The 24,862-nt window shown below is 67.0% G+C and carries 22 protein-coding genes; 12 read left to right on the top strand and 10 right to left on the bottom strand.

Translation table 11 applies throughout. The features are described 5' to 3' along the window. Positions 1-68 precede the first annotated feature (68 nt). On the bottom strand, positions 69-671 hold the full coding sequence (locus tag OG326_RS11915; protein WP_327144693.1) for a TetR/AcrR family transcriptional regulator: 603 nt from the start codon (positions 669-671) through the stop codon (positions 69-71). A 125-nt stretch (positions 672-796) separates the two neighbouring features. Here OG326_RS11915 and OG326_RS11910 point away from each other — a divergent pair, with 125 nt between their 5' ends. Then, entirely contained in the window at positions 797-1,567 is a 771-nt protein-coding gene (locus OG326_RS11910; RefSeq protein WP_327144692.1) for an SDR family NAD(P)-dependent oxidoreductase, read from the top strand. Positions 1,568-1,780: 213 nt separating this feature from the next. Then, entirely contained in the window at positions 1,781-2,110 is a 330-nt protein-coding gene (locus OG326_RS11905; protein WP_327144691.1) for a hypothetical protein, read from the top strand. Between the two features lie 75 nt (positions 2,111-2,185). On the opposite strand, the gene ilvC is transcribed toward OG326_RS11905, so the two are convergent. The 3 genes from ilvC to OG326_RS11890 form a co-directional block, all read right to left on the bottom strand. Further along, positions 2,186-3,187, bottom strand: a complete 1,002-nt coding sequence (ilvC, locus tag OG326_RS11900; RefSeq protein WP_327146448.1) for a ketol-acid reductoisomerase — start codon at positions 3,185-3,187, stop codon at positions 2,186-2,188. 74 nt (positions 3,188-3,261) lie between these two features. Continuing rightward, entirely contained in the window at positions 3,262-3,765 is a 504-nt protein-coding gene (ilvN, locus tag OG326_RS11895; protein ID WP_297611378.1) for an acetolactate synthase small subunit, read from the bottom strand. Next, positions 3,762-5,714, bottom strand: coding sequence for an acetolactate synthase large subunit (locus OG326_RS11890; protein ID WP_327144690.1), 1,953 nt, complete (start codon positions 5,712-5,714; stop codon positions 3,762-3,764). Before OG326_RS11890 ends, ilvN begins: the two co-directional genes overlap by 4 nt. 373 nt (positions 5,715-6,087) lie before the next feature. On the opposite strand from OG326_RS11890, the gene OG326_RS11885 reads away from it, so the two are divergent. The 3 genes from OG326_RS11885 to OG326_RS11875 all read left to right on the top strand — a co-directional run bounded on the left by OG326_RS11885 (position 6,088) and on the right by OG326_RS11875 (position 8,923). Further along, positions 6,088-6,618, top strand: coding sequence for a PH domain-containing protein (locus OG326_RS11885; RefSeq protein WP_327144689.1), 531 nt, complete (start codon positions 6,088-6,090; stop codon positions 6,616-6,618). A 148-nt stretch (positions 6,619-6,766) separates the two neighbouring features. Further along, the gene (gene ilvD, locus OG326_RS11880; RefSeq protein ID WP_327144688.1) at positions 6,767-8,608 is read left to right on the top strand and encodes a dihydroxy-acid dehydratase; all 1,842 of its coding nucleotides are present in this window, start codon (positions 6,767-6,769) and stop codon (positions 8,606-8,608) included. A gap of 15 nt (positions 8,609-8,623) precedes the next feature. After that, complete coding sequence (locus OG326_RS11875; RefSeq protein WP_327144687.1) at positions 8,624-8,923, top strand: hypothetical protein; 300 nt, start codon at positions 8,624-8,626, stop codon at positions 8,921-8,923. Positions 8,924-9,076: 153 nt separating this feature from the next. Here the strand turns inward: OG326_RS11875 and OG326_RS11870 are convergent, their stop codons facing one another. Next, complete coding sequence (locus tag OG326_RS11870; RefSeq protein WP_327144686.1) at positions 9,077-9,976, bottom strand: DoxX family protein; 900 nt, start codon at positions 9,974-9,976, stop codon at positions 9,077-9,079. A 135-nt stretch (positions 9,977-10,111) separates the two neighbouring features. Here OG326_RS11870 and OG326_RS11865 point away from each other — a divergent pair, with 135 nt between their 5' ends. Then, positions 10,112-11,263, top strand: coding sequence for a PQQ-dependent sugar dehydrogenase (locus OG326_RS11865; RefSeq protein ID WP_327144685.1), 1,152 nt, complete (start codon positions 10,112-10,114; stop codon positions 11,261-11,263). Positions 11,264-11,430: 167 nt separating this feature from the next. On the opposite strand, the gene OG326_RS11860 is transcribed toward OG326_RS11865, so the two are convergent. After that, positions 11,431-12,381 (bottom strand): helix-turn-helix transcriptional regulator, encoded by a 951-nt coding sequence (locus OG326_RS11860; protein WP_327144684.1) that lies wholly within the window; start codon positions 12,379-12,381, stop codon positions 11,431-11,433. 63 nt (positions 12,382-12,444) lie between these two features. Between OG326_RS11860 and OG326_RS11855 the strand changes: the two genes are divergently transcribed. Beyond that, positions 12,445-13,605 (top strand): epoxide hydrolase family protein, encoded by a 1,161-nt coding sequence (locus tag OG326_RS11855; protein WP_327144683.1) that lies wholly within the window; start codon positions 12,445-12,447, stop codon positions 13,603-13,605. Between the two features lie 60 nt (positions 13,606-13,665). Here the strand turns inward: OG326_RS11855 and gatB are convergent, their stop codons facing one another. Genes gatB through OG326_RS11835 form a run of 4 tightly spaced genes read right to left on the bottom strand, consistent with a single transcriptional unit; the run spans position 13,666 to position 18,820 of the window. Then, positions 13,666-15,180: an Asp-tRNA(Asn)/Glu-tRNA(Gln) amidotransferase subunit GatB gene (gatB, locus tag OG326_RS11850; RefSeq protein WP_327144682.1), complete on the bottom strand. Its 1,515-nt coding sequence runs from the start codon at positions 15,178-15,180 to the stop codon at positions 13,666-13,668. A gap of 14 nt (positions 15,181-15,194) precedes the next feature. Continuing rightward, positions 15,195-17,690, bottom strand: coding sequence for an FtsX-like permease family protein (locus OG326_RS11845; RefSeq protein ID WP_327144681.1), 2,496 nt, complete (start codon positions 17,688-17,690; stop codon positions 15,195-15,197). Further along, positions 17,687-18,472, bottom strand: coding sequence for an ABC transporter ATP-binding protein (locus tag OG326_RS11840; protein ID WP_327144680.1), 786 nt, complete (start codon positions 18,470-18,472; stop codon positions 17,687-17,689). The genes OG326_RS11845 and OG326_RS11840 overlap by 4 nt, the downstream gene beginning before the upstream one ends. A gap of 18 nt (positions 18,473-18,490) precedes the next feature. After that, on the bottom strand, positions 18,491-18,820 hold the full coding sequence (locus OG326_RS11835; RefSeq protein WP_327144679.1) for a hypothetical protein: 330 nt from the start codon (positions 18,818-18,820) through the stop codon (positions 18,491-18,493). A gap of 189 nt (positions 18,821-19,009) precedes the next feature. On the opposite strand from OG326_RS11835, the gene OG326_RS11830 reads away from it, so the two are divergent. From OG326_RS11830 to OG326_RS11810, 5 genes are all read left to right on the top strand, one after another. After that, entirely contained in the window at positions 19,010-20,377 is a 1,368-nt protein-coding gene (locus OG326_RS11830; RefSeq protein ID WP_327144678.1) for a sensor histidine kinase, read from the top strand. A gap of 29 nt (positions 20,378-20,406) precedes the next feature. Next, complete coding sequence (locus tag OG326_RS11825; protein WP_327146447.1) at positions 20,407-21,060, top strand: response regulator transcription factor; 654 nt, start codon at positions 20,407-20,409, stop codon at positions 21,058-21,060. 58 nt (positions 21,061-21,118) lie between these two features. Further along, on the top strand, positions 21,119-22,885 hold the full coding sequence (locus tag OG326_RS11820; protein WP_327144677.1) for a serine/threonine-protein kinase: 1,767 nt from the start codon (positions 21,119-21,121) through the stop codon (positions 22,883-22,885). 43 nt (positions 22,886-22,928) lie between these two features. After that, entirely contained in the window at positions 22,929-23,828 is a 900-nt protein-coding gene (locus OG326_RS11815) for a hypothetical protein (protein WP_327144676.1), read from the top strand. 104 nt (positions 23,829-23,932) lie between these two features. After that, entirely contained in the window at positions 23,933-24,820 is an 888-nt protein-coding gene (locus OG326_RS11810; RefSeq protein WP_327144675.1) for a hypothetical protein, read from the top strand. The last annotated feature ends 42 nt before the right edge of the window (positions 24,821-24,862 follow it).

The following is a 24,862-nucleotide window of genomic DNA, read 5'->3' as shown; positions in this document are numbered from 1 at the left end:
TACCGAATACGAGGAAGTGACCGATTCATCAACGGATACAACCAAACTGGGCGGACGGATAGTTCGAATTACACCCCGACGCCGAGGGCACGGATGCAGCGGACCACGAGGGAGGCGGGCGCCTCACTACCGTCGCCGGCTGCCCACTGTTCCAAGGCTATGCGGATCGCGCCCGCGGCTGCAGCAGCGAGGAGGCGGAGATGCAGAGTGTCAGCGTCGGAGCCTGCCAATTCGGTGAGGACTCTGCGTAATTCGCGTTCGCCCTCCATATTGATGCGGTGCCACACCGCGCGGAGGGCAGGGTCGGTTTCCATGGCTTGGAGTAGGCCGCGGGTGAGGTCGAAGTCTTCGCCGCCGTCGATGGTCAGGGATTGGACTGCGGTGGCCTCGAGGTCGGCCAGCGTGGGGAGCCGGCGGGGGCCGGAGGCTATTGCTTCGAACCAGCGTTGGGCGCCGGTCGTGAGCATTGGTTCGACGGCGTCTTCCTTCGTGCGCGAGTAGCGGTAGAAGGTGCGGAGGGCTATGCCGCTGGCTTCCGCTATTTGTTCGGCGGTGACGTCGGCGGTGCCGTGTTCGGCGAAGAGGCGGGCGGCGGTGCGGGCTATGTCCAGGCGCGTTTCGGCCTTGCGGCGCTCGGCCAGGGTGGGGCGCTGCGGGGCGGGGGCGGGCATTGGACGTCCTTGTCGTTGGGGTGGCAAGACTCATCCTAGTCTTTGGATGTCAGTGTGGCACGTTGTGCCATTCGGGCGTAGCGTGTCAGGTACGGGGGAAGAAGACATCAGAGGAGAAGTTCGCAATGGAGCGTTTTACCGATCGCCGAGTACTGATCACCGGCGCGGGCTCGGGCATCGGCCGGGCTACTGTGCATCGGGTTCTCAATGAGGGCGGGCAGGTTGTTGCCGCGGATATCAATGAGGCCGGGCTGGCCGAGACTGCGAAGCAGGCTGCTGAGCAGGGCAATGGTGAGCGGCTGAGCACGGTCACGGTCGATATCGGCAATGAGGATTCGGTGAAGGCCGGCGTCGCGAGTGCGGTCGAGACCCTCGGCGGGCTGGACGCGCTCATCAATGCGGCGGGCATTCTGCGGTCGGCGCATACCGAGACCATGCCGCTGGCTGATTTCAACAAGATCATCACGGTGAACCTCACCGGCACGTTCCTGATGATTCGCGAATCGCTGCCGGCGCTGCTCGCGTCGAGCAAGGGCGTCATCGTGAACTTCACCTCGACGTCGGCGTTCTTCGCGCACCCGTACATGGCCGCGTATGCCGCGTCCAAGGGCGGCATCATGTCCATGACGCACGCGCTGGCTGCCGAATACAGCAAGCAGGGCCTGCGCGTGGTGGCCGTGGCGCCGGGATCCATCTCCAGCGATATGACCGACGGCAAGGGCCCGGGCCTGCCCGAAGATGCCGATATCAGCCTGTTCATGAAGCTGATCCCGGGCATCGGCCAGGGCTTCGCCTCCCCGGACACCGTGGCCGGCGTGGTCGCGATGCTCGCCTCCGATGACGGCGCGTTCATCACCGGCACCGAGATCCGCATCGACGGCGGCACGCACTACTGAGTCGAATTACGGCGCAGCCGAGTCGAATACGAGACGTCGCGAACGGCCCCGCAAGTGCGGGGCCGTTGTCGTATCACGAGGGACATTACGTCGTACCGAGGGGGACATCACCCGGGTGCGGGTCATCCTTCAGGACCACCGGAACCCTGATCTCTCACGGAATCTCGTCCGTATCAATATCTTTCCGGCCGGAAACTCAGCACACTCGGACCCATGAGCTCGAAATTCACTTCCGCACAAGGAATGTTCGCTCGAATCGCCGTGGTGGGTGCGCTCACTGTCACTCCGATCGCGGTGCTGGCCGCTACGGCTTCAGCGGACACCACCCAGGCCGGCGCCACCGATGTGTCACGGCCGCACTGGGATCGGAATCCCTGGTCCAACGACCCCTGGAACAACAACCCCTGGAACAACCACGACCAGGACTGGTGGCGCAACAACAACCAGTCCGACTGGTGGCGCGACCACAATCGCCACGACCGATGGGACGACAACGGCTGGCTCCGGAACACGCTGCCGCGCGGACTATTCGGAAGCAGCTGAACAAGCCCCGGAAATACGCAACGGCCCGGCACCCCCGAAAGGTGCCGGGCCGTTGAACGCGAATCCGCGTGGAAATTACGCGGTTTCGGTGATCGGGCGATCGACCCAGCTCATCAGGCCGCGCAGCTTGGCACCGGTGACCTCGATCGGGTGCTCGGCGTTCTCCTTGCGGAGGCCCTCGAGCTCCTTGTTGCCGCCCTCGACATTCGCGACGAGGCGCTTGACGAAGGTGCCGTCCTGGATGTCGGACAGGATCGCCTTCATGCGCTCCTTGGTGCCGGCGTCGATAACGCGCGGGCCCGACAGGTAGCCGCCGAATTCGGCGGTGTCGGAGACCGAGTAGTTCATGCGGGCGATGCCACCCTCGTACATGAGGTCGACGATCAGCTTGAGCTCGTGCAGCACCTCGAAGTACGCCATCTCGGGCGCGTAGCCGGCCTCGACCATGACCTCGAAGCCGGTCTTGACCAGTTCCTCGGTGCCGCCGCAGAGCACGGCCTGCTCACCGAAGAGGTCGGTCTCGGTCTCTTCCTTGAACGAGGTCTTGATGACGCCCGCGCGGGTGCCGCCGATGCCCTTGGCGTAGGACAGCGCCAGGGCCTGGCCCTCGCCGGTCGGGTCCTGATCGACCGCGATCAGAGCCGGAACGCCCTTGCCGTCGACGAACTGGCGGCGCACCAGGTGGCCCGGGCCCTTGGGGGCGACCATGGCGACGGTGACATTGGCCGGAGCCTTGATCAGACCGAAGTGAATGTTCAGGCCGTGGCCGAAGAACAGCGCGTCGCCGTCCTTGAGGTTGGGCTCGATGTCATTGGTGAAGATCGACGCCTGGGCGGTGTCGGGGGCCAGGACCATGATCACGTCGGCCCACGCGGAGACCTCGGCGGGAGTGCCGACGGTCAGACCGGCCTCTTCGGCCTTCGGGCGGGACTTCGAACCCTCGGCCAGGCCGACGCGGACGTCGACGCCGGAGTCACGCAGGCTCAGCGAGTGGGCGTGGCCCTGGCTGCCGTAGCCGATGACCGCGACCTTCTTGCCCTGGATGATCGACAGGTCAGCATCGTCGTCATAGAACATCTCGACTGCCACTTTGGTGGTTCCCTTCTCGGATTTGGTTAGTTGAAGTATCAGCGCGCGCTGTTGCGCAACGCTTATCGGGTAGCTGTGATCGACTTGGGGCCGCGGCCGACGGCCACGACGCCGGACTGCACGATCTCACGGATGCCGTAGGGCTCCATCATGCGCAGCAGCGCGTCGAGCTTGGACCGGGTCCCGGTCGCCTCGATGGTCAGCGCGTCGGGTGACACGTCGATCACCTTGGCGCGGAACAGGTTCACGGCTTCGATGACCTGGGTGCGGACGCTGGCGTCAGCGCGCACCTTCACCAGGATCAGTTCGCGGGCAACGGAACTGTCGTCGTCCTGCTCCACGATCTTGATGACATTGATCAGCTTGTTGAGCTGCTTGGTGACCTGCTCGAGCGGCAGGTCCTCGACCGTCACGACGATGGTCATGCGCGAGATCTCGGGGATCTCGGTGCCGCCGACCGCCAGCGACTCGATATTGAAGCCGCGGCGGGAGAACAGGCTGGCGACGCGCGCGAGCACGCCGGGCTTGTCCTCCACCAACACGGAGAGGGTATGGGTCGTGCTCATTCCTCGGAACCCTTCTGGGCGGCCTTTTCGTGGGCAGTCAGGGTGGCCTTCTCGTGCAGCATCGCCTCGTGGATCACGGCGGGCTCGTCCACGGCCTCATCGTCATCGAAGAGCGGGCGGATGCCGCGCGCGGCCATGATCTCGTCATTGGAGGTGCCGGCGGCGACCATCGGCCACACCTGCGCGTCCTTGCCGACGATGAAATCGATCACCACGGGACGGTCGTTGATGGACTGCGCCTCGAGGATCGCGGCCTCCACATCCTCTTCCTTCTCGACCCGGATGCCATGGCAGCCAAGGGCTTCCGCGAGCTTCACGAAATCGGGGATGCGCAGGGTGTGGGTGCCCAGATCGGTGTTCGAGTAGCGCTTCTCGTAGAACAGGGTCTGCCACTGGCGGACCATGCCGAGATTGCCGTTGTTGATGAGCGCGACCTTGATCGGCACACCCTCGACGGCACAGGTCGCCAGTTCCTGATTGGTCATCTGGAAGCAGCCGTCACCGTCGATGGCCCAGACCTCGCGGTCCGGCAGGCCCATCTTGGCGCCCATGGCCGCGGGGACCGCGTAGCCCATGGTGCCGAGGCCACCGGAGTTCAGCCAGGTGCGCGGCTTCTCGTACTTGATGAACTGGGCGGCCCACATCTGGTGCTGGCCGACGCCGGCGCAGTAGATGGCGTCCGGTCCGGCGAGCCGGCCCAGCGTCTCGATGACGAATTCCGGGGACAGCGAACCGTCGCTCGGGGTCTTCCAGCCCAGCGGGTAGGCCTTGCGGATCCCGTCCAGGTAGGTCCACCAGGCGCCGAGCTCGAGCAGCGGCGCTTCGCCGACGGCCGGATCGGCCTTGAGGGTTTCGATGAGCTCGGTGATGACCTCACGGCAGTCGCCCACGATCGGGACGTCCGCGTGCCGGTTCTTGCCGATCTCGGCCGGGTCGATATCGGCGTGGATGACCTTGGCATTGGGCGCGAAGGAGTCCAGCTGGCCGGTGACACGGTCGTCGAAACGCGCGCCGAGCACAACCATGAGGTCCGACTTCTGCAGCGCCGCAACGGCTCCCACGGTGCCGTGCATACCGGGCATACCCATGTTCAGGGTGTGCGTATCGGGGAACGCGCCGCGGGCCATCAGCGTGGTGACGACCGGGATACCGGTCAGCTCGGCCAGTTCCAGCAGTTCCGGGGAGGCGTCGGACTTGATGACGCCGCCGCCGACGTAGAGCACCGGGGACTTGGCCTCGAGGATCATGCGGGCGGCCTCGCGCACCTGCTTGCCGTGCGGCTTGGTGACCGGACGGTACCCGGGCAGGCGCATCTCCGGCGGCCAGCTGAAGGTGGTCTGCGCCTGCAGCACATCCTTCGGGATATCGACCAGGACCGCGCCCGGGCGGCCGGAGGAGGCCAGATGGAAGGCCTCGGCCAGCATGCGCGGGATATCGATCGGATCGGTGACCAGGAAGTTGTGCTTGGTACACGCCATGGTGATGCCGGAGATATCGGCTTCCTGGAAGGCGTCGGTGCCGATCAGGCTGCGCCCGACCTGGCCGGTGATGGCCACCAGCGGCACCGAATCCATCTGGGCGTCCGCGATCGGGGTCACCAGGTTGGTCGCGCCGGGGCCGGACGTGGCCATGCACACACCGACCTTGCCGGTGGCCTGCGCATAACCGGTGGCCGCGTGGCCGCCGCCCTGCTCATGCCGCACCAGCACGTGGCGGACCTTGGTCGAATCGAACAGCGGGTCGTAGACGGGAAGGATCGCGCCGCCCGGAATACCGAAAACCGTGTCGACGCCGAGCTCCTCGAGCGAGCGGACAACAGACTGCGCGCCGGTGACCCGCTCGGGCGGGACCTGGCGGCGATTCGGAGTAGTGGCCGGAGCCACGGCCGGCGTGGCCGAGGGCGCGGGCCTGCGGGCCGAAGGCCCGGGTCGGGCGGTAGGTGCGCTCACCGTCTTGGTTCCTTACTGCTTGTCGTTCCAGTCCATGGACTTGCCTGAACACAAAAAAGCCCTCGACAGCCAGGGGCTGTTCGAGGGTGGCGCGTCGCAGCTGCGAGCTGACGTAATAGACCTATAGTCGTCGGCTCAGCGCTGGACGCGCCGGCCGATTACGAGCAACTCGATTCGATTCACGCGTCCGACGGTAAGTGCGCATGAGCCGCTGAGTCAAACATCTGACCATGTGTGTCTCATTATGTGAGACAGAGCGGTTGTTCGGGTTCGTTCAACACAATGCGAGGATGGGGGTGTGTCATCACCGCATCAGTCCGTGCCACCAGCTCGATCGTCCCACACGCCCGACTCCGGATCGGACACGGGTCGCGTGATCCGGATCCCCCGGCTCGCGCATATCGGGGTGTTCCTCCTGCTGTTCTGCGCTGCTTTCCCGTTCTTCGGGTGGCCCGCGGGACTCTGGGTGTTGTTCGCCATACCGGTTGCCGTGGCCGTATGGATCGAACGCACCCGGACCACGGTGTCGGAGTCGGGGATCGATGCGCGCAGCATGTTCTCCAGCCGGCACATCGACTGGTCCGAGGTGAAGGGTCTGCGCATACCGAAGCGCGGGTACCTGCAGCTGCACCTCGCCGATGATTCGGATGTGCGGCTGCCCGCGGTCGGCTACGACCGGCTGGCGGATCTGGTCGCAGCATCCGGCGGGCGAATTCCGGATCCGTTCATCGGACCCGAGGACGCGGACGCGGCCGACGGCAGCGATACCGACGAGACTGCCGCCGAGGCGAGCGCCGCCACCGCCGAGGCGAGCGCAGCGCCCGAGACCGACGCCGTGGCAACCGAGACCGACGCTGTGGCAACCGAGTCCGAGTCCGCGCAGCCGGAGAACCCGAAGCCCTGAGGGCCGAGGGCTCCGGCCTCCCGCGTGTCGGGGTGCGAGGTTTCGGCCGCCGACGGGGATCAGCAGGCGCGGGAGTAACGTTGGGACCCGCCGAAAGTTATCGGCGAAGTCGCCGACCAGCCCCCTGCGACGAGACCCCGAGGACCCCATGCCACCGCTTCGCTCACGTACCACCACCGCCGGACGCAATGCCGCGGGCGCTCGCGCCCTCTGGCGTGCGACCGGTATGACCGACTCCGATTTCGGTAAGCCGATCATCGCCATCGCGAACTCGTACACGCAGTTCGTACCCGGCCATGTTCATCTGAAGAACGTCGGCGAGATTGTGGCCGAGGCGATTTGGGCGGCGGGCGGCGTACCGCGCGAGTTCCACACCATCGCGGTGGACGACGGCATCGCCATGGGTCACGGCGGCATGCTGTACTCGCTGCCCTCGCGCGAGATCATCGCCGATTCGGTCGAGTACATGGCGAATGCGCACACCGCCGACGCACTGGTGTGTATCTCCAACTGCGACAAGATCACTCCCGGCATGCTCAATGCGGCCATGCGGCTGAACATTCCGGCCGTCTTCGTCTCCGGCGGTCCGATGGAGGCCGGTAAGGCCGTCGTCGTGGGCGGTGTGGCGCAGGCGCCGACCGACCTCATCACCGCCATCGCCGCCAGCGCCTCGCAGGCCGTCAGCGATGCGGGCCTGGACGAGGTCGAGCGCAGCGCCTGTCCGACCTGTGGTTCCTGCTCGGGCATGTTCACCGCGAACTCCATGAACTGCCTCACCGAGGCCCTGGGTCTGGCGCTGCCCGGCAATGGCTCCACGCTGGCCACCCATGCCGCGCGCCGCGCGCTGTTCACCCGCGCCGGGCAGGTCATCGTGGATATCGCCACCCGCTGGTACCGCGATGACGACGCCTCGGTGTTGCCGCGGAATGTGGCCACCGCCAAGGCTTTCCGCAATGCGATGGCGCTGGACGTGGCCATGGGCGGTTCCACCAATACCGTGCTGCACACCCTCGCCGCCGCGCAGGAGGGTGAGATCGACTTCGATCTGCAGACCATCGACGAGATCTCCCGCCGGGTGCCCTGCCTGTCGAAGGTCTCCCCCAACTCCGATTACCACATGGAGGATGTGCACCGCGCCGGTGGCATTCCGGCCATCATGGGCGAGCTGCGCCGCGCCGGCCTGCTGGAAACCGATGTCACCAATGTGCACAGCGCCTCCTTCGAGGACTGGCTCGACACCTGGGATATCCGCTCCGGCAAGGCTTCCGACGAGGCCATCGAGCTGTTCCACGCCGCGCCCGGCGGCGTGCGCACCATCGAGCCGTTCTCCACCGAGAACCGCTGGTCCTCCCTCGATACCGATGCCGAGGGCGGCTGCATCCGCGATCTGGCGCACGCCTACACCGTCGAGGGCGGGCTGTGCGTGCTGCGCGGCAATATCGCACCGGACGGCGCGATCCTCAAGACCGCGGGCATCGACGAGGATCTGTACACCTTCGAGGGTCCGGCCGTGGTGGTCGAATCCCAGGAGGAGGCGGTCTCGCTCATCCTCAATAAGAAGATCCAGCCGGGCGATGTGATCGTGATCCGCTACGAGGGTCCCTCGGGCGGTCCCGGCATGCAGGAAATGCTGCACCCCACCTCGTTCCTGAAGGGCACGGGTCTGGGCAAGGTCTGCGCGCTCATCACCGACGGCCGCTTCTCCGGCGGCACATCGGGCCTGTCCATCGGCCACATTTCGCCGGAGGCGGCCAGTGGCGGCGGCATCGGCCTGATCGAGAACGGTGACCGCATTCGCATCGATGTGCACACCCGCGCGCTCGAATTGCTGGTCCCCGATGAGGTTCTCGCGGAGCGACGCGTGAAAATGGAAGCGTCAGAACGGCCTTGGCAGCCCGTGAATCGCGAGCGCTCGGTAACCACCGCGCTGCGCGCGTATGCCGCGCTGGCGACCTCGGCCGACAAGGGTGCTGTGCGGCGGGTGCCGTAAGAAAGATCAGAGGGAATGACAATCGAATATGTCGGCAAGGCCGACACGATGCTGGCCGAGTACTCCTCGATGCTGGAGCGTTGCGATTACCGCAAGGCCCAGGCGAAGGTACTGCTGGCCGAGGCCGAGGAGCTCGCCGCACAGTCTCGCGAACTGGGCAGCACGGAGTTCATGGCCTCGCCCGCCGACGCCGCCGCGATCGCCGCTCACCGTTCCTTTTTGAACGAGCAGATCGATGCGAAGTCCGGGCAGGTATTGCGACTACACCAGGAGACCTTCCAGGAGTGGGAGCGCTTCAACGCCACTCAGTGGTGAAGCTCGGCGGGGGCGTGGCTCCCGCCCACCGCGGGGAGGGATTCGCCTAGTCCGCTCCCACCGGAGAAGCGAATCCACGCGAGTCTGCGCAAACGGCAAGTGGCCCGGACGATCCAGTGGATCGCTCCGGGCCACCTGGCTTTTCGGGCGAGGTCAGTTGAAGGGGCGGATGCCTTCCAGGGGATTGCCGCCGTGCAGGTAGATGTAGGTGAGGATCGCGGCGGCAACCGCGGCGACCAGCGCTGCGAGAGAGCCGAGGAACGGTCTGGTCGCCCAGCCGCGATTGCGGTCGAGCGAGAGGCGGCCGGGGCCGGTGAGCATGATGGCGGCCGCGCCGCCCGCGAGAATGGATTCCAGCTCCACACCCGTGCCCGCCTTGTACTGGAACCCGGCGACCATGCCCTGCTTCCACATCCAGGCGTCCAGAATCACCGCGAGCACGGCTCCGGCGGCCAGCGGCGTCGCGAGTCCGACAGCCACCAGGATGCCGCCGCCGAGCTCACCGGCGATCAGCATGGGTGCGGCGAAATCGGCATGCTTCCAGCCGCCGTGCTCCATGGAGGTGCGGATGCCGTCGTAGCCGGGGCCGTGGAACCAGCCCGCCGCCTTCTGCAGTCCGTGGTAGACGAAGGTGCCGCCGATGACCAAGCGCAACAGCAGCAGTCCGAGGTCCAGCGTGCCGCGGCGGTCGTCGCGCCGGCGGATACGGGTGGTGGGCTCGGCGCCGCCGTTGGGTGCGGGCGGAATGCTGGCGAAGGCGTAGGTGGGCGCGGTGTCGTCGGCGGCAGGCACGCCGTTGCCGGCTGCCGGGGGCGTCGGGCCGGCGGCGATGGCCTCCTTCACCTCCGTGTACAGCGGCACTTCCGGATCCAGGCCGAGCTCCTCGTCGGTGCGCGGCAGATCCTTGGTGAGATCGGCTTTCACACTGGAGGTCGTGAACTGCTCGGTCGGCGAATCGTAGGGGCTGCGCACCGGCTCACCCGTCGTCCGTGGCGATCCGGGCGGGATGCTGCCCGGCGCGTCGGCGGAGGGCTCGTTCGGCTTCTCGGTCACGCGGGTCAGAGTATGCGGCGAGAGCGCCGGAGACACGACAGTCGCGGGCGTGTCCGATGTCCAGTTCGCGGTGCGCCGGGGTGGTCAGCGACCCCGTCCGCACATCCGCGCCGGGTTTTCCGTAACGTCTGCACCATGAGTTGGGTTGCCGCGGGCCGGTTCGGGGTGGGCGCACGGAGAATCGTGGTGGGCGCGATGCTCGGCGTCATGCTGCTCTCCGGCTGTGCACGGTTCGACGATCGTGCTTCGACGCCGTTCACCACCGAGCCGAACTGGCAGGATGCCGATCAGGGCAGTACCAAGCCGAATGCGCCGAGCAGTTCGGCGAAGCGGCCGGATCTGCCGTGTGTGGATCCCGATCCGGCCGTGGTCATCTCATGCCTGGATACCACCGGCGGCGTGGTCACCCTGCCGGACGGCACCAGCGGACTGGTCGCGGAACGGCTGACCGGGCGGATTCTGAAGGTGGTCGCCACCGATGAGGGCGTTCCGCCCGCGCCGGTGGAGATCGCCCATCTCGATGTGGACGCGACCGGCGACGGCGGTCTCACCGCGCTGGCGCTGTCCCCCAGTTTCGCCGAGGACGGCCTGATCTACGCGTACATCACCACCGGCAGCGATAACCGGGTGGTGCGCGTATCCACCGACGGCGGCGCGCCCAAGCCGATTCTCACCGGAATCCCGAAGGGCGCCAACGGTAATCGCGGCGCCCTCGACTTCCACACCGCCGACAAGATGCTGGTGCTCACCGGCGATGCGGGCAACCCCTCGTCGGCGGCCGACAATGGTTCCTGGGCCGGAAAACTGCTGAGCGTCAACTCACCCGCGCCGGGCGCCACCGCGCAGGTCATGCTCGCCGGTATCGGCGTCGCGGGCGGCGTGTGCTCGGACCACCAGGATTCCATCTGGATCACCGACCGCACCGCCACCGAGGATCGTCTGCAGCGCGTCGCGCCCGACGGCACCGCCACCAAGGCCTGGAGCTGGCCCGATCATCCGGGTGTGGCCGGTTGCGCCGCCGCCACCGACGGCGTGGCCATTGCCCTCACCAACCAGAAGGCCCTGGCAATCGCGAAGGCCGACAAGACAACTCACGCCGTCACCGCGTCCCCGACGCTGCTGGCACAGGACAAGTACGGGCGGCTCGACGGCGCCTCGATCGGCGGCGACGGCAGCATCTGGTCCTCGACGGTGAACAAATCCGACGGCGGCCAGCCCAACCAGTACGACGATCGCGTCGTCCGCATCCCGCCGCCGTCCGCCGGCCAGGGCGGCGGACCGGACTAGATCGGCGCCCCGCCATCCCGGCATGCTTTCGGCCGGGATCTGCATCGGTAGTGCGCCACTGTGTTTCCGCTGGCCCCGGCTGAAAGGCGCGCGGGGTTATGCGGTGGCTCGCGCCGCGATGACGGGGTAACTCGTGACCGCAGGCTGACTACACCCCGGCCGCGCGCTCATTGATCAGAGTCGGCCGCAGCATTGAAACGTGCTGCGGCAGAACGGAGTTCGCGGGACAGCTCGGGCGCTTCGATCACCTCGAAATCGACGGTGATCGCGCCGAGCAGGAAGACGAGTGCGCGCGCATCGTCCGCGCCGATGTGCAATAGACAGCTACGATTGTCGACGGGTTCGATGCGGCCGTAGGTCGCCGACAGGCGTGCCGGTTCGGAATCGGCGGAGGTGTGCAGTCGGACCGTGGCCTGATAGGGCCAGCGCTGGGCAATGCCACCTGCGACGAAGGCGGCGGCATCGCCGCCGGGGAGTTCCCGGGGTGTGAAGCGCGGTCCCGCAGGCACTTTCGGCTGCATGCGATCCACCCGGAAGGTGCGCCAGTCGTCGCGACCGAGGTCCCAGGCCACCAGATACCAGCGGCGGCCCCAGGTCACCACCTGATGCGGTTCGACGGTGCGGACGGTCTCGGAGTCGCCGTAGCGGAATCGCAGCTGCTGTTCATCACGACAGGCCGTGGCGATCACGCTGAGCGTTTCGGGGTCCACCGTCGGGCCTCTGCCCGGCGCGTACACCGTGGCAATCTGCAAGGCCTCCAGTCGATTACGCAATCGATTGGGCAGCACCTGCTCCAGCTTCACAAGCGCGCGCAGCGCCGTTTCGCCCTGCCCCGCCACTCCGCTCCCGGTCGCGGTGCGCAGCGCGATGGCGATGGCCACCGCCTCCTCATCGTCGAGCAGCAGCGGCGGCAGTTGCGCACCCGACCCGAGCCGGTAGCCGCCGGTAATGCCCTTCGATGCCTGCACCGGATAGTCGAGCTCACGCAACTTGTCGATATCGCGCCGCACCGTGCGCGTGGTGATGCCCAGCCGATCTGCCAGCTCCTGCCCGGACCATTCGCGCCGCATCTGCAGGAGACCGAGCAGCCGCAGCAGTCGCCCGGAAGTTTCTTTCATATCCGGCAGTCTGCCAGGACTATAGGACCGAAGGTGTCCTATAGTCCTTCTACCGTTATAACCATGAACAACGAGGCCATCACCCCCTTCCGTATCGATATCGCCCAGTCCGATCTGGATGATCTGGGCAACCGGCTGGCCGGCGCCCGCTGGCCCGACGAGCTGCCCGGCGTCGGCTGGGAGTACGGGATTCCCCTCGACTACGTCCGGGAGCTCGCCGAGTACTGGCGCACCGGCTACGACTGGCGCCGCCATGAGGCGGAGCTGAACGAACTGCCGCAGTTCACTACCGAAATCGACGGCCAGAACGTGCATTTCGTGCACATTCGCTCGGCGGAGCCGGAGGCGATGCCGCTCATCCTCACGCACGGCTGGCCGGGTTCGATGGTCGAATTCCTCGACGTGATCGGCCCGCTCACCGATCCGGTGGCGCACGGCGGTGATCCGGCGAGCGCCTTCCACGTGGTGATTCCCGCGCTGCCCGGTTTCGGCTTCTCCGGACCGACCACCGAAAAGGGCTGGAACACAGGCCGTATCGCGGCGGCGTGGGCAGAGTTGATGCGACGCCTGGGTTATGAGCGCTACGGCGTGCAGGGCGGCGATATGGGCGCGTTCGTCTCTGCGGAGCTCGGCAAGATCGACGCCGAACACGTTGCGGGAGTTCACCTCAATGCGGCGACCTTCGGATTCATCCCGTTCGGGAAGGTGTCCGAGGAGGAGCGCGCCACCCTCACCGAATCCGAGCAGGCGCGACTCGAGCGGCTGGCCCATTTCAACGGTGATGACAACGGCTACTTCAAGATTCAGGCCACCAAGCCGCAGACCATTGCCTACAGCCTGGTCGACTCCCCCATCGGGCAGCTGGCCTGGATCATGGAGAAGTTCAAGGAGTGGACCTTCCCCTCGAACGACCTGCCGGAGCAGGCCATCGACCGGGACCGGCTGCTCACCAATGTGATGCTGTACTGGCTCACCGGCACCGCGGGCTCGGCCGCGCGGCTCTACTACGAGAACATGCACGTCCAGGGCTGGAAGGCGGAACGCTCCCCGACCCCCGTCGGCGTCGCGGTCTTCGCACAGGACATCGCGATTCGCCGTTTCGGCGAGTACGGCAACAATATCGTGCACTGGTCGGAATTCGACCGCGGCGGCCACTTCGCGGCCATGGAGGCGCCGGACCTGTTCACCACCGACGTCCGCCAATTCTTCGGCGAACTGAAGTGATCAGCCCGAACTGACAATGGCGCACGGCATAGCCGTGCGCCATTGGCGTTGTCGCAGTTCTTATTCGGAGACGCCGCAGGCCGCCAGCACGAGTTCGCGCACCCGCGCGGCATCGGCCTGGCCCCGGGTGGCCTTCATGACATCGCCGACCACCTTGCCCGCGGCCTGGATCTTGCCGGAGCGGATCTTCTCGGCAATGGCCGGATTGGCCTCGAGCGCCTTGTCCACCTCGCTCTGCAGCGCCGAATCGTCGCTGACCATGCCCAGGCCCTTGGCCTCGACGATCGCGGCGGGCTCACCCTCGCCGGCGAGCACGAGGTCGACAACCTGCTTGGCGCTCTTGTTGTTGATGGTCTTGGCCTCGACCAGCCCGGCCACCTCGGCGACCTGCTTCGGGGTGATCGGCAGTTCGTCGAGCGCGATCTCACGCTCCTTGGCCTTCTCGGTCAGGTAGGACACCCACCAGGAACGCGCCTCGTTGACGGAGGCCCCGGCATCGACCGTCGCGATGATCAGATCCAGCGCACCGGCATTGACCAGATCGCGGAACACCTCATCGGAGAGTTCCCAATCGGCCTGAATGCGCGCGCGGCGCAGCCACGGGTACTCCGGAATGGTGCCGCGCAGCTCCTCGACCCAGGCGGCGTCCGGCGCGACGGGCTCGAGGTCCGGCTCCGGGAAGTAGCGGTAGTCCTCGGCGGTCTCCTTGACCCGGCCGGAGGAGGTGGAGCCGTCGACCTCGTGGAAGTGCCGGGTCTCCTGGATGATCTCGCCGCCGGCGGTCAGCACCGCGGCCTGGCGGCGCATCTCGTAGCGCACCGCGATCTCGACGCTCTTGAGCGAGTTCACGTTCTTGGTCTCGGTGCGGGTGCCGAATACCTTGGCGCCCTTGGGCATCAGCGAAACATTGGCGTCGCAGCGCAGCGAACCCTGTTCCATCTTCACATCGGAGACGTTCAGCGATTTGAGCACCTCACGCAGCGCGGTGACATAGGCGCGCGCCACCTCCGGCGCCCGCTCCCCCGCGCCCGTAATCGTCTTGGTGACGATCTCGATGAGCGGCACGCCCGCGCGGTTGTAGTCCAGCAGCGAGTGCGAGGCGCCGACGATGCGACCGGTCGCGCCGCCGACGTGCAGCGACTTACCGGTGTCCTCCTCCATATGCGCGCGCTCGATCTCCACGCGGAAGACCGCACCGTCGTCGAGGATCACATCGAGGTAGCCGTCGGTGGCGATCGGCTCGTCGTACTGGCTGATCTGGTAGTTCTTCGGCTGGTCCGGGTAGAAGTAGTTCTTGCGCGCGAACCGCCCCCACGGGGTGATCGAGCAGTTCAGCGCGAGGCCGATCCGAATGGCCGATTCGACGGCCTTCTCGTTCACCACCGGCAGCGATCCGGGCAGGCCCAAACACACCGGACACACCTGGGTGTTGGGCTCGGCGCCGAATTCGGTCGGGCATCCGCAGAACATCTTGGTCGCGGTACCCAGCTCGACGTGCACCTCCATACCCAGCACCGGCTCGTACCGGCTGATGACGTCGGTGTAGTCCATCAAGTCGACCGTGGCTGCGCTCATGGCCACCATCCTATTCAGTCGGCGGCAATGGCCTCCACGATGGGGAGGTGGGCGGCGCGCAGCGCGGGCGGGATGGAGCCGAGCAGCGACAATGCCAGCGCCACGATGGCGTAGACCAGCAGCAGCGGACTGGGTTGATAGCGGATATCGATGGAGATCGCGTGCCCGAGGGCCACCGTGGCCAGATAGTGCGTGGCCGAACCCACCGCGAGACCCAGTGCGGCGCCGGTCACTCCGATACCCGCCGCCTCGGTGAGGACGGTGCGCAGCAGGAAGCGCCGACTGGTGCCCATGGCGCGCAGGACGCCTAGTTCCCGGCGGCGTTCCAGCACCGAGAGCATCAGGGTGTTCAGCAGCGCGACCGTGGAGACCAGCACCACGATCCAGAGAATCGCGCTGCTGATGGACATCCCCTGCCGGACACTGCTGGAGATGGCGGTCACCGCCTGCTCACCGGTGACAACATGCAATTGCGCGGGGACCGCGGCGCGGATGGCATTGAAAACGGCCTCGTGATCGGCATTCGGCGCGAAGTCGATACCGATAATGGTCTCGCCGGGCCGCTGATACCACTGCCGCAGAATATTCAGATCCAGTACGACCACGCCCGCGATGGCGGAGAAGTACGGCACCACCCGCAATACCGTCACATGGTGCACCCCGGTCGGTGTCGGCAGATCCACGCCGGAACCCTCGCTGACACCGAGCGAGCGGGCCACATCGCGAGATATGACAATGCCCTGCCCGGCTGCCATGCGGTCCAGATCCTGCCGGCTCGTGCCATCCAGCGCCGAACTGCGGGCCACACCGCCCTCGTAGCCCTGCAGCATGACGCGGCCGCGCCCCAGGGTGGCGAAAGCCATTTGGGCCGAACCGATATCGCCGATGCCCGGAATACCGCTCAGCTTGGCCTTCAGATCCGAAGGCAGCAGCGGACCGGTGGGGAACTGCTCCATGGCGGTCGCGCTGACGAAAACGTCTGTGCGGCCGAGACCCTGGAAGGTCTGCGCCGCCGCGTCGACCATATTGCGGGAGGCATTGCCCATGGCCACGATGGCGGCGATGCCGATCATGACGGTCATGGTGGTGGCCCACACCCGGCGCGGCGCGCGTTCGATGGTGGTCGCGCCGAGCGCGCCCGGTGCGCCGAAAAGCCGTGCCACCGCCGCGATTACCCGCACGATGGGACCGGTGGCGGAGAAGCACAGGACAACCGCCCCGGCGATGGCGAGCGAGATGGAGACCAGCGACAGGCGCCCGAGATCGGCGTCGGCGACCACGACCCCCGCGCCGACCATGGCCGCGCCGACCACCAGCGAACCCCATTTGAGCAGCGGGCTCACCTCATCGGAGGTGGAGGTCCCGACGGGAGCCAGCGCCTCGATGGGTGCGACCTTGTACACCTGCCGGGCCGCGATGGCCGCGGCGATGACGCTGGCCAGCACACAGGCGGCCACGGCCACCGGAATCGCATAGCCGGGCACCTCGTATTCGGTGCGCGCCTCCACCGACTGCACGATGGCGGCCGGGAGCCTACCGATGGCGATGCGGCCCATGACAATTCCGACGAGCGAACCCACGAATCCGCCGAACAGTCCGAGTATGGCCGCCTCGGCGAGCAGTCCGCGCACCACGGGTCCGCGCCTGCCGCCGATGGCCCGCAAGAGCGACAGCATCGGACGGCGTTGCGCCACAGCCATACTCATGGCGTTGTAGATGAGGAACGACGAGACGATGAGCGCCGCCGCGGACGAGGCCAGCGTCGAATACTTCACCAGCTGCAGTGATCCGCCGGCCTGCGCGGTGCGCAGGTCCGGATCGGCGACCACCGCATGGCCCGCGACCAGCTTGGTCAGGTCCGAACGCAATTGCTCCACATCGGTTTTCGCGGCGGGAATGATCTGGATGGAGTCCAGCCGCCCGGCCCGATCGGCGATCTTCTGCGCCACCGGCAGCAGGGCGATCACGATATGCCCGGAGTTGAGCCGCTTGGAGGTGGATTCGTCGAGCACCCCGGCCACCGTCGCGGTGACGGACCCGAGCTGGATCTGCTCTCCCTCTTTATGCCCCATGGCGGAGCCGACGAGGACGCCGTTGGACACATTGAGCAGCTTGCTCGCCTGATCCTGCAGCGCCCCGCCCAGATCGCTGCCGAGCTTCGACACACTCGCGTCCGCGCCGATGAGCATCGCCCGATTCGCGTCCGCGCCAATGGATTCGCGCAGCATGGGCACCGCGGTGCCGACCCCCGGGACGGCTCTGATCTGCGGCAGCAGCGCCTGATCGAATCCGGCATCGGTAATGCCGCTGACCTCCAGCGCCGCATTGCCGCCGAGGCTGTGCGTGAGCTTGTCCACCGAACCGGTGATGGAGCCGGAAATGCTGAACACCGAAACCAGCAGTCCCGCGGAGATTCCCATCACGACCATGGACATGATGGTGCGACCGCGGTGTGCGAGCAATTCACCGATGTTGAACAGCCGCAGTCGATCCCAGCTCGCCTGGATCATGCGCGCACCACACCGGCGTCGTCGGCGCTGCCCTCGGCCGCCACGGCTGTTTCACCGTCGGAGCCGAAGCCCACCGGCGTGGTCCGCACCTCGCCGTTGTCATCACGCTCCACCTTCTCGATGGAGCCGATCTGCCCGTCCCGCAGGGTGATCACCCGATCGCAGTAGCGCACCGCACCCATATCGTGGGTCACCATGACCACCGAATTGCCGGCGCGGGTGATATCGCCGAGCAGCTGCAATATGGCGGCGCCGGTTTTGGAATCGAGATTGCCGGTGGGTTCGTCGGCGAGAATGAGCGGCGGATCCATAATGAGCGCCCGCGCCACCGCGACCCGCTGCATCTGACCGCCGGACAGTTCCGCGGGCCGGTGCTCGGCGCGATCGGCCAGGCCGACCAGATCGAGCAGCTCCAGCGCCCGCGGCTTGGCCTTGCGCAATCCGGTGCCGTCCAACAGCTTCGGAATGGCGACGTTCTCCCAGGCGGTCAGAGTGGGCAGCAGATTGAAGAACTGGAAGATGAAACCCACCTGATGCCGCCGGAATTCGGATTGACTGTCATCGTCCAGATCGCCGATCTCCCTGTCCTGGAACCGAATCGACCCGGTGTCCGGGGAGTCCAGCGCCCCGAGCAGATGCAGCAGTGTGGATTTGCCCGACCCGGAAGGCCCGATGATGGCGGTGAACTCCCCCGGTTCGATGCGCAGGCTGATGCCGTCCAGCGCCCGCACGGCCTGCCCGCCTACCCGGTATTCCTTCGTGACGTCGGTCAATTCCAGCATGGTGGTTCCCCTCGTGGATCAGCGAGCCAGTGCCCGCGGACGCGGACGGATGAAGAGGTGATCGGTGTCGTAGGTGTCCAGGATCGCGCGCAGCGCGGGTTGCTCACCGGCGAGTTCGAGATACACCTCGACCGCCGACTTGCCCTGTGCCAGTGCGTTGTCCAGCTTCACATTCAAATGGTTCTCCCAGCGGTTCCGCAGCGCGAGCAGGACGCCGTCCCGGCTGCCGAAGAGCCGCTCCATCTCGGGTAGCTCGTCGAACAGCGTGGCATCAGCGGGATTCCGCGCCGCCCGATCCAGGACGGTGTGCAGGATGTCGGTGCGAGCATGCAGGTCTGCCCAGGACATGGCCCCCAACCTTTCGTAGTGGCCCGGCCGGTGGTGTACGGGTCCGGTACCAGTTACTCCAGACGCTACGAGAGCCCGCGCCGCCCTGTCTTCGTGCCGCGGACGCGACTTGACCTCCTACCCCGGTAGGAGCCGGGCCCCTGCCGCCGAACGATGTACGCCGTCCAATTCGGCCACTAGCCTTGCAGAATGAACGTGACCAGCGCCACCCCCGCGGCAGTCGGGCGGACGCTGCGGGATACGCGGGACTGGGCGCGAGCGAGCGGACAGCGGATCCGGGCCTTCGTGCGCAATCCGGTCGCCGAGTTCCGGCGCAATGCCGAGCAGTTCGGCTATCCGGCCAATGTGGTCGTGCTCATCGATATCGTGCTGCTCACCGTCGCCGCCCTCTCGGTCATCCAGCGATACGGTCACGGCTATTGGCCGAGCCTCGTGCCGATTCTGGCGCTCGCCCTGACCTACAGCACCGGGCCGCTGTACGCGTTCTTCGGCGTGGTTCCGAAACCGCTGCTGATCGCCGCTTTCACCATGACCGCCGAGGCCCTGTTCCTGGCCCAGCCGGTGCCGACCGATTCCGCGCCGTTCGTGGTGATCGCCGCGGCCGGGGAGATCGCGGCCATCGCGCCGCTGATCGCGAGTATCCCGGTGGCCTGCGCCATGATCGCGGAACTGCTCTTCTTCGAGTCCATCGGACATCTGGATATCGGCGCGCCGATCTGGATCTTCGCGGTGACCTGCGGTTGGATGACCGGCCAGATGCTGAACTACCAGCGCCGCTACCTGTATCAGGAGCGGGAATCGCAGGAGATCCGCGCGGTGCGGGCCGCCGATGAGGAGCGCCGCCGCATTGCCCGCGAGGTCCACGATGTCATCGCGCATTCGCTCAGCATCACCCTGCTGCATGTGACCGCCGCCCGCCATGCGTTGCAAACCGATCGCGATGTGGACGATGCGGTGGAGGCGCTCACCGATGCCGAGCGCCTGGGCCGCCAGGCCATGGCCGATATTCGGCGCACCGTGGGACTGCTCGGTCAGTTGCCGACGCCGCAGGCTCCGGAACCCGACCTGGACGATATCGACGATCTGGTAGCCGATTTCGTCCGTGCCGGTATGCCGGTGGAGTACAGCCTCGACGGCGATCGCTCCGGCATCACGGCGGGTGTGGGTCTGGCGCTGTACCGCATCAGCCAGGAATCGCTGGCCAATATCGCCAAGCACGCACCGGGCGCGACGGCTCGGCTGCGAATCGTCCTGCGCACCAGGGATATCACCGTGACGGTGACCAATACCCTGCCCGCGGGCGCCGCGGCACGACCGGGGCGCGGGATGGGGATCTCCGGTATGCGCCAGCGGGCCGATCTGCTCGGGGGCACGCTCTCGTCCGGACCGGTCGACGAGGGCTGGCAGGTGGTCGCGCACATCCCGATGGCCGGGGCCGTGGCGTGTATGGCTGTGGCAGCGGAGGATTCGCTGCGCACCGCGCTGCATTCGGTGACCCGCAAGATCTACGACCGCCCGAATCCCCTGGCGTCCAACGATATTCAGGAGAGTATGTGACCTCCCAGCCGGACGAGCAGCTCATCGACGTGCTGGTGGTCGACGATCAGGAGCTGGTGCGCGGCGGCCTGCGCCGAATTCTGCGCCGCCGTGACGGTTTCGCGGTGAGCGAATGCGCCGACGGCGATGAGGTGCCGGCCGCGGTCAGCGCGCACCGCCCGGACGTGGTGCTGATGGATCTGCGAATGAAGCGCATCGGCGGTATCGAGGCCACCCGCACGCTGCGGGGCCGCCCCGACGCACCGCCGGTGCTGGTGCTCACCACCTTCGATGATGATCAATTGCTATCAGGCGCATTACGCGCGGGCGCGGCGGGATTCCTGCTCAAGGATTCCCCCGCCGAGGATCTGATCCGCGCGGTGCGCACCGTGGCGCTGGGCGGCTCCTGGCTGGATCCGTCGGTCACTCCGCGAGTGCTGACGGCATACCGGTCGGCACGTCCGACACCGGCCCCGGCCGACAGCCGCCTCACCGAATTGACCGCACGCGAACTCGAGGTGCTCGAGCTCATTGCCAAGGGGCGTGTCAACACGGAGATCGCACGCGCCCTCGGTATCTCGGAGGTAACCGTAAAAAGCCACGTGGGGCACATTTTCGGGAAGCTCGGCCTGCGCGATCGGGCCGCGGCGATCGTGTTCGCGTTTGACCACGGTGTGGTTGCACCCGGAGAATCCAACTCTTGAGGGGTGAGGTGCGGAAACAGTCATCGCATCCGGCCCAGGGAGTTGGAGGTTGGACGGCGTGCAAGCACCGCCATCGCGGGCCGGCAGCAGATTCGGGCCGTACGAGTTGCGCTCGTTGCTGGGCAGAGGCGGCATGGGGGAGGTCTACGAGGCCTACGACACCTCCAAGGATCGTGTCGTCGCCGTCAAACTGCTCCCCGCCGAACTCGCGAAAGACCCCTCCTACCAGGAACGTTTCCGTCGCGAATCGCAGGCGGCGGCGCGGCTGGCCGAACCGCACATCATCCCGATCCACGATTGGGGCGAGTACGACGGTCAGCTCTATATCGATATGCGGCTGGTGCGCGGACAGGATCTGCGCAGTCTGCTGAACACCCAGGGCGCGCTGCCGCCGCAGCGCGCGGTCGGGATTGTCGAGCAGATTGCCGCGGCCCTGGACGCGGCGCACTACTCGGGTCTGGTGCACCGCGATGTGAAGCCGGCCAATATTCTGGTGACCGATGCGGATTTCGCATATCTCGCCGACTTCGGCATCGCCCGTACCGAGGGCGAGACCGGTATCACCATGGCGGGCACCGCCGTCGGCTCGTACGCGTATATGGCTCCGGAGCGCTTCGACGACTCCGGGCCGGTGACCGGGCGCGCCGATCTGTACTCGCTCGGCTGTGTGCTGCACGAATGCCTCACCGGCAACAAGCCGTTCCCGGCGACCAATATGAGTGTGCTCATCCGCGGCCATCTTTCCGAAGCGCCGCCGCGACCGAGCCTGCAGCACTCCGGGATTCCGGCCGCGCTCGACGATGTGCTGGCGCGGGCGCTGGCCAAGGATCCGGGTAGCCGCTATCTCACGGCGGGTGAATTCGCCCGGGCCGCCCGCACCGCCCTCGCCGGCGGTCCGGTGCAGGCCGCGCCGACGGAGATCCTGCAGCCCGGCCGTGTGGTGCCCCCCGCCGCGCCCGGCACGCTGACCCCCACCCCGCCGCCCGCCGCGCCCACCACCGTGCTGCCGTCCGTCCGCAGCTCGGATCCGACCGTGGTGCAATCGAATTCCGGCGGCTACCCGGTGTACACCACCGGCGCCTTCCCACCGCCCGAGGAGGGACCGGGCACCTCGGATCTGCCGGTCATCCTGCCCTCGGACCCGACCCGGGTGCGGGTCAGCGATTTCCACTATCAGCCGCTGCCGCAGAGCGCGCAGCAGCCACAGGCGCAGGCGCAGCAGCCGGTATGGGGCTACGGTGCGCCGCAGCAGCCGGATTTCCCGTATGCGCCCACGCCCGATCCCTCGCTGTACCCGACCTCGGATCATCCCCGGGTGGATCCGGAGCCCGCGCCGTCCTACCGGCCGCGCCGCAAATCGATGGCGGCGCCGATATCGATCGGCGTGCTGGTGGTCGCCATTGCCGCGATCGCCGGTGCGGTGGGCTGGCAGGTTCTGGACCATTCCCGCAGCGACTCATCGAGTCCGGCTGTGACGCAGGGCAATCCGAGCATCACCGTGCCGCTGTCGGGACCGAAGGCCTCGACCGCTCCCCCGGCGCAGACCACCGTCCAGCTGCCGGCGGGTTCGACTCCCTGTCCACTGGTCTATCCGGCGCTCAACGGTTACACCGGCTCCGCGATCGGATCCACTGTTACCAGTTGCCCTTTCGCGGAACAGGTTCGCCAGGCATATGCCGAGGCGACTTCGGGCCGGCCGGGTTCGGCAAGTAGTGTGGTGGTTGTCAGCCCGGTAACAAATCGGGCGTACACGATGAACTGCACGGCGACAGGGAAATTGGTCACCTGCATCGGTGGTGAGAACGCGGTGGTGTATGTCTACTGACCCGATTCCGGCCTGTCGCAAGGCCATTGCTCGGGGCTTTACCTTGGCGACGTTACTAGCGGCGTCCGCATGCGCGGTGCATGTGAGCTCGGCGGGTTCGCCCACGGCGGGGTCCGCGAGTGTGGCGCCCGCCGCCGAACCGGCTGCGGCGCCGGGTCTCTCGATGGTCGCGCCGAACTTGCCGGGCCTGTTCGGGCTGCCGAAGTCCATTACGTTCGCCGCGGATTTCGCTGATCTGCAGTCCGGGCTGGACGGCCGCATCGGTCTCGCGGTCATGCCGGTCGGCGGCGGCGATATGACGGTGCTGGGGAACTGGAGCTCCGGGGTCGCCTGGTCGACCATCAAGGTGCCGCTCGCGCTCGCCGCGCTGCGGCGAGATCCGACCGGCTTGCGCTCCACCGCCGAGGCGGCCATCACCTTCTCCGATAATGATGCGGCGCAGGAACTCTGGAACTCGCTCGGGAACGGGGCCGAGGCCGCCGACGCGGTCGAATCGATCCTGCGCGAAGCAGGCGACGGTTTCACCGATGTCGCGGCCCGGCACACCCGCCTGGCCATGATGGGGGCCGATGACGAACTCGCCTTCGGCGCGACCGATTGGTCGCTGACCGATCAGGTGCGCTTCGCGTCCAAACTGCCCTGCCTGCCGCGAGCCAATTCGGTTGTCTCGCTGATGAGTGACATCACCCCGAGTCAGAGCTGGGGTCTGGGCCGGCTGATCGGCGCGGAATTCAAGGGCGGCTGGGGTCCGGACGACGACACCGGCAAATACACTGTGCGGCAATTCGGTCTGGTGCCGACCCTCGCCGGGCCGATCGCGGTGGCCATGGCCGCCGAGCCCACCTCCGGCTCCTTCGACGACGCCACCGACATGATGGACAAGCTCGCACTGCTGGTCGGCGATCACCTGCCTGATCTGCCCGGGGGTCTCTGCACGCACTAGTAGCATATGGAATCCCCCGGGGCACACGGCAATCCTCGAGATTGACGCATACCGGTGAGTCCGCTAGGAAACAGGGACTCACCGCAGACGTTGGAGGTAACCGGGTGGACGCACCGTATTCGCTACGTCGCCGCTTCGCACGTGTCGCGGGCGGTGGTGCGGCGGTTCTGCTGGTGGCGCTCCTGACCGGTTGCACCAGCAAGCCGGTGCTGGTGCCCGACACCACCACCGCCGCGGCCGGAGCGACCACCACCACCTCCGCCGTCAACCTCGCGCTACCCGGCACGCTCGCCTGGGATTTCGCCAATACGCTGCAGCCCACCCTGAGCGGCAGGGTCGGCCTGGCCCTCATGCCCGTCGGCAGCGATCGGGTGGTGGCGCTGGGCGATTGGACCACCGGAGCGGCCTGGTCGACCATGAAGGTGCCGCTCACACTGGCTGCGCTGCGCCAGAATCCGAGCGGGTACACCACCGCCGCGAGCGAGGCCATCACCGAATCCGATAATGCGGCCGCCGACGTGCTGTGGCAGTCGCTGGGCTCCGCGCCCACCGCCGCGGCAACCGTGCAGGCGGTGCTGCGAGAGGGCGGCGACACCGTCACCACGGTGCCCGCCACCCGGGCCCGTGCCGAATACTCGGCCTTCGGCCAAGCCGACTGGTCCATTGCCGATCAGCTGAAATTCGCGGCGCGACTGCCCTGCCTGCCGCAATCCGATCCGGTCACCGCGCTCATGGGCAAGATCGTCTACGGGCAGCGCTGGGGACTCGGCTCGCTGGACGGCGCCGAATTCAAGGGCGGATGGGGGCCCGATCCGAGCGGGAACTACCTGGTCCGGCAATTCGGGCTGGTGCCGGTCGACGGCGGGCAGATCGCCATCGCGATTGCCGCGCAGCCCACTTCGGGTTCCTTCGACGAGGGCACCGCCATGCTCACCAAGATCTCGGCGCTCATCGGCAAGCATCTGGGCGAACTCCGCGGCGGCACCTGCTGATCGGGTCCTGGAAAAACCAGGCTTAACCAGCGGTTCACGGGG

This window comes from Nocardia sp. NBC_01327, assembly GCF_035958815.1.
GTDB lineage: Bacteria > Actinomycetota > Actinomycetes > Mycobacteriales > Mycobacteriaceae > Nocardia.
The sequence above is the reverse complement of the archived record's forward strand: the minus strand, read 5'-3'. Positions and strand labels throughout refer to the sequence as shown.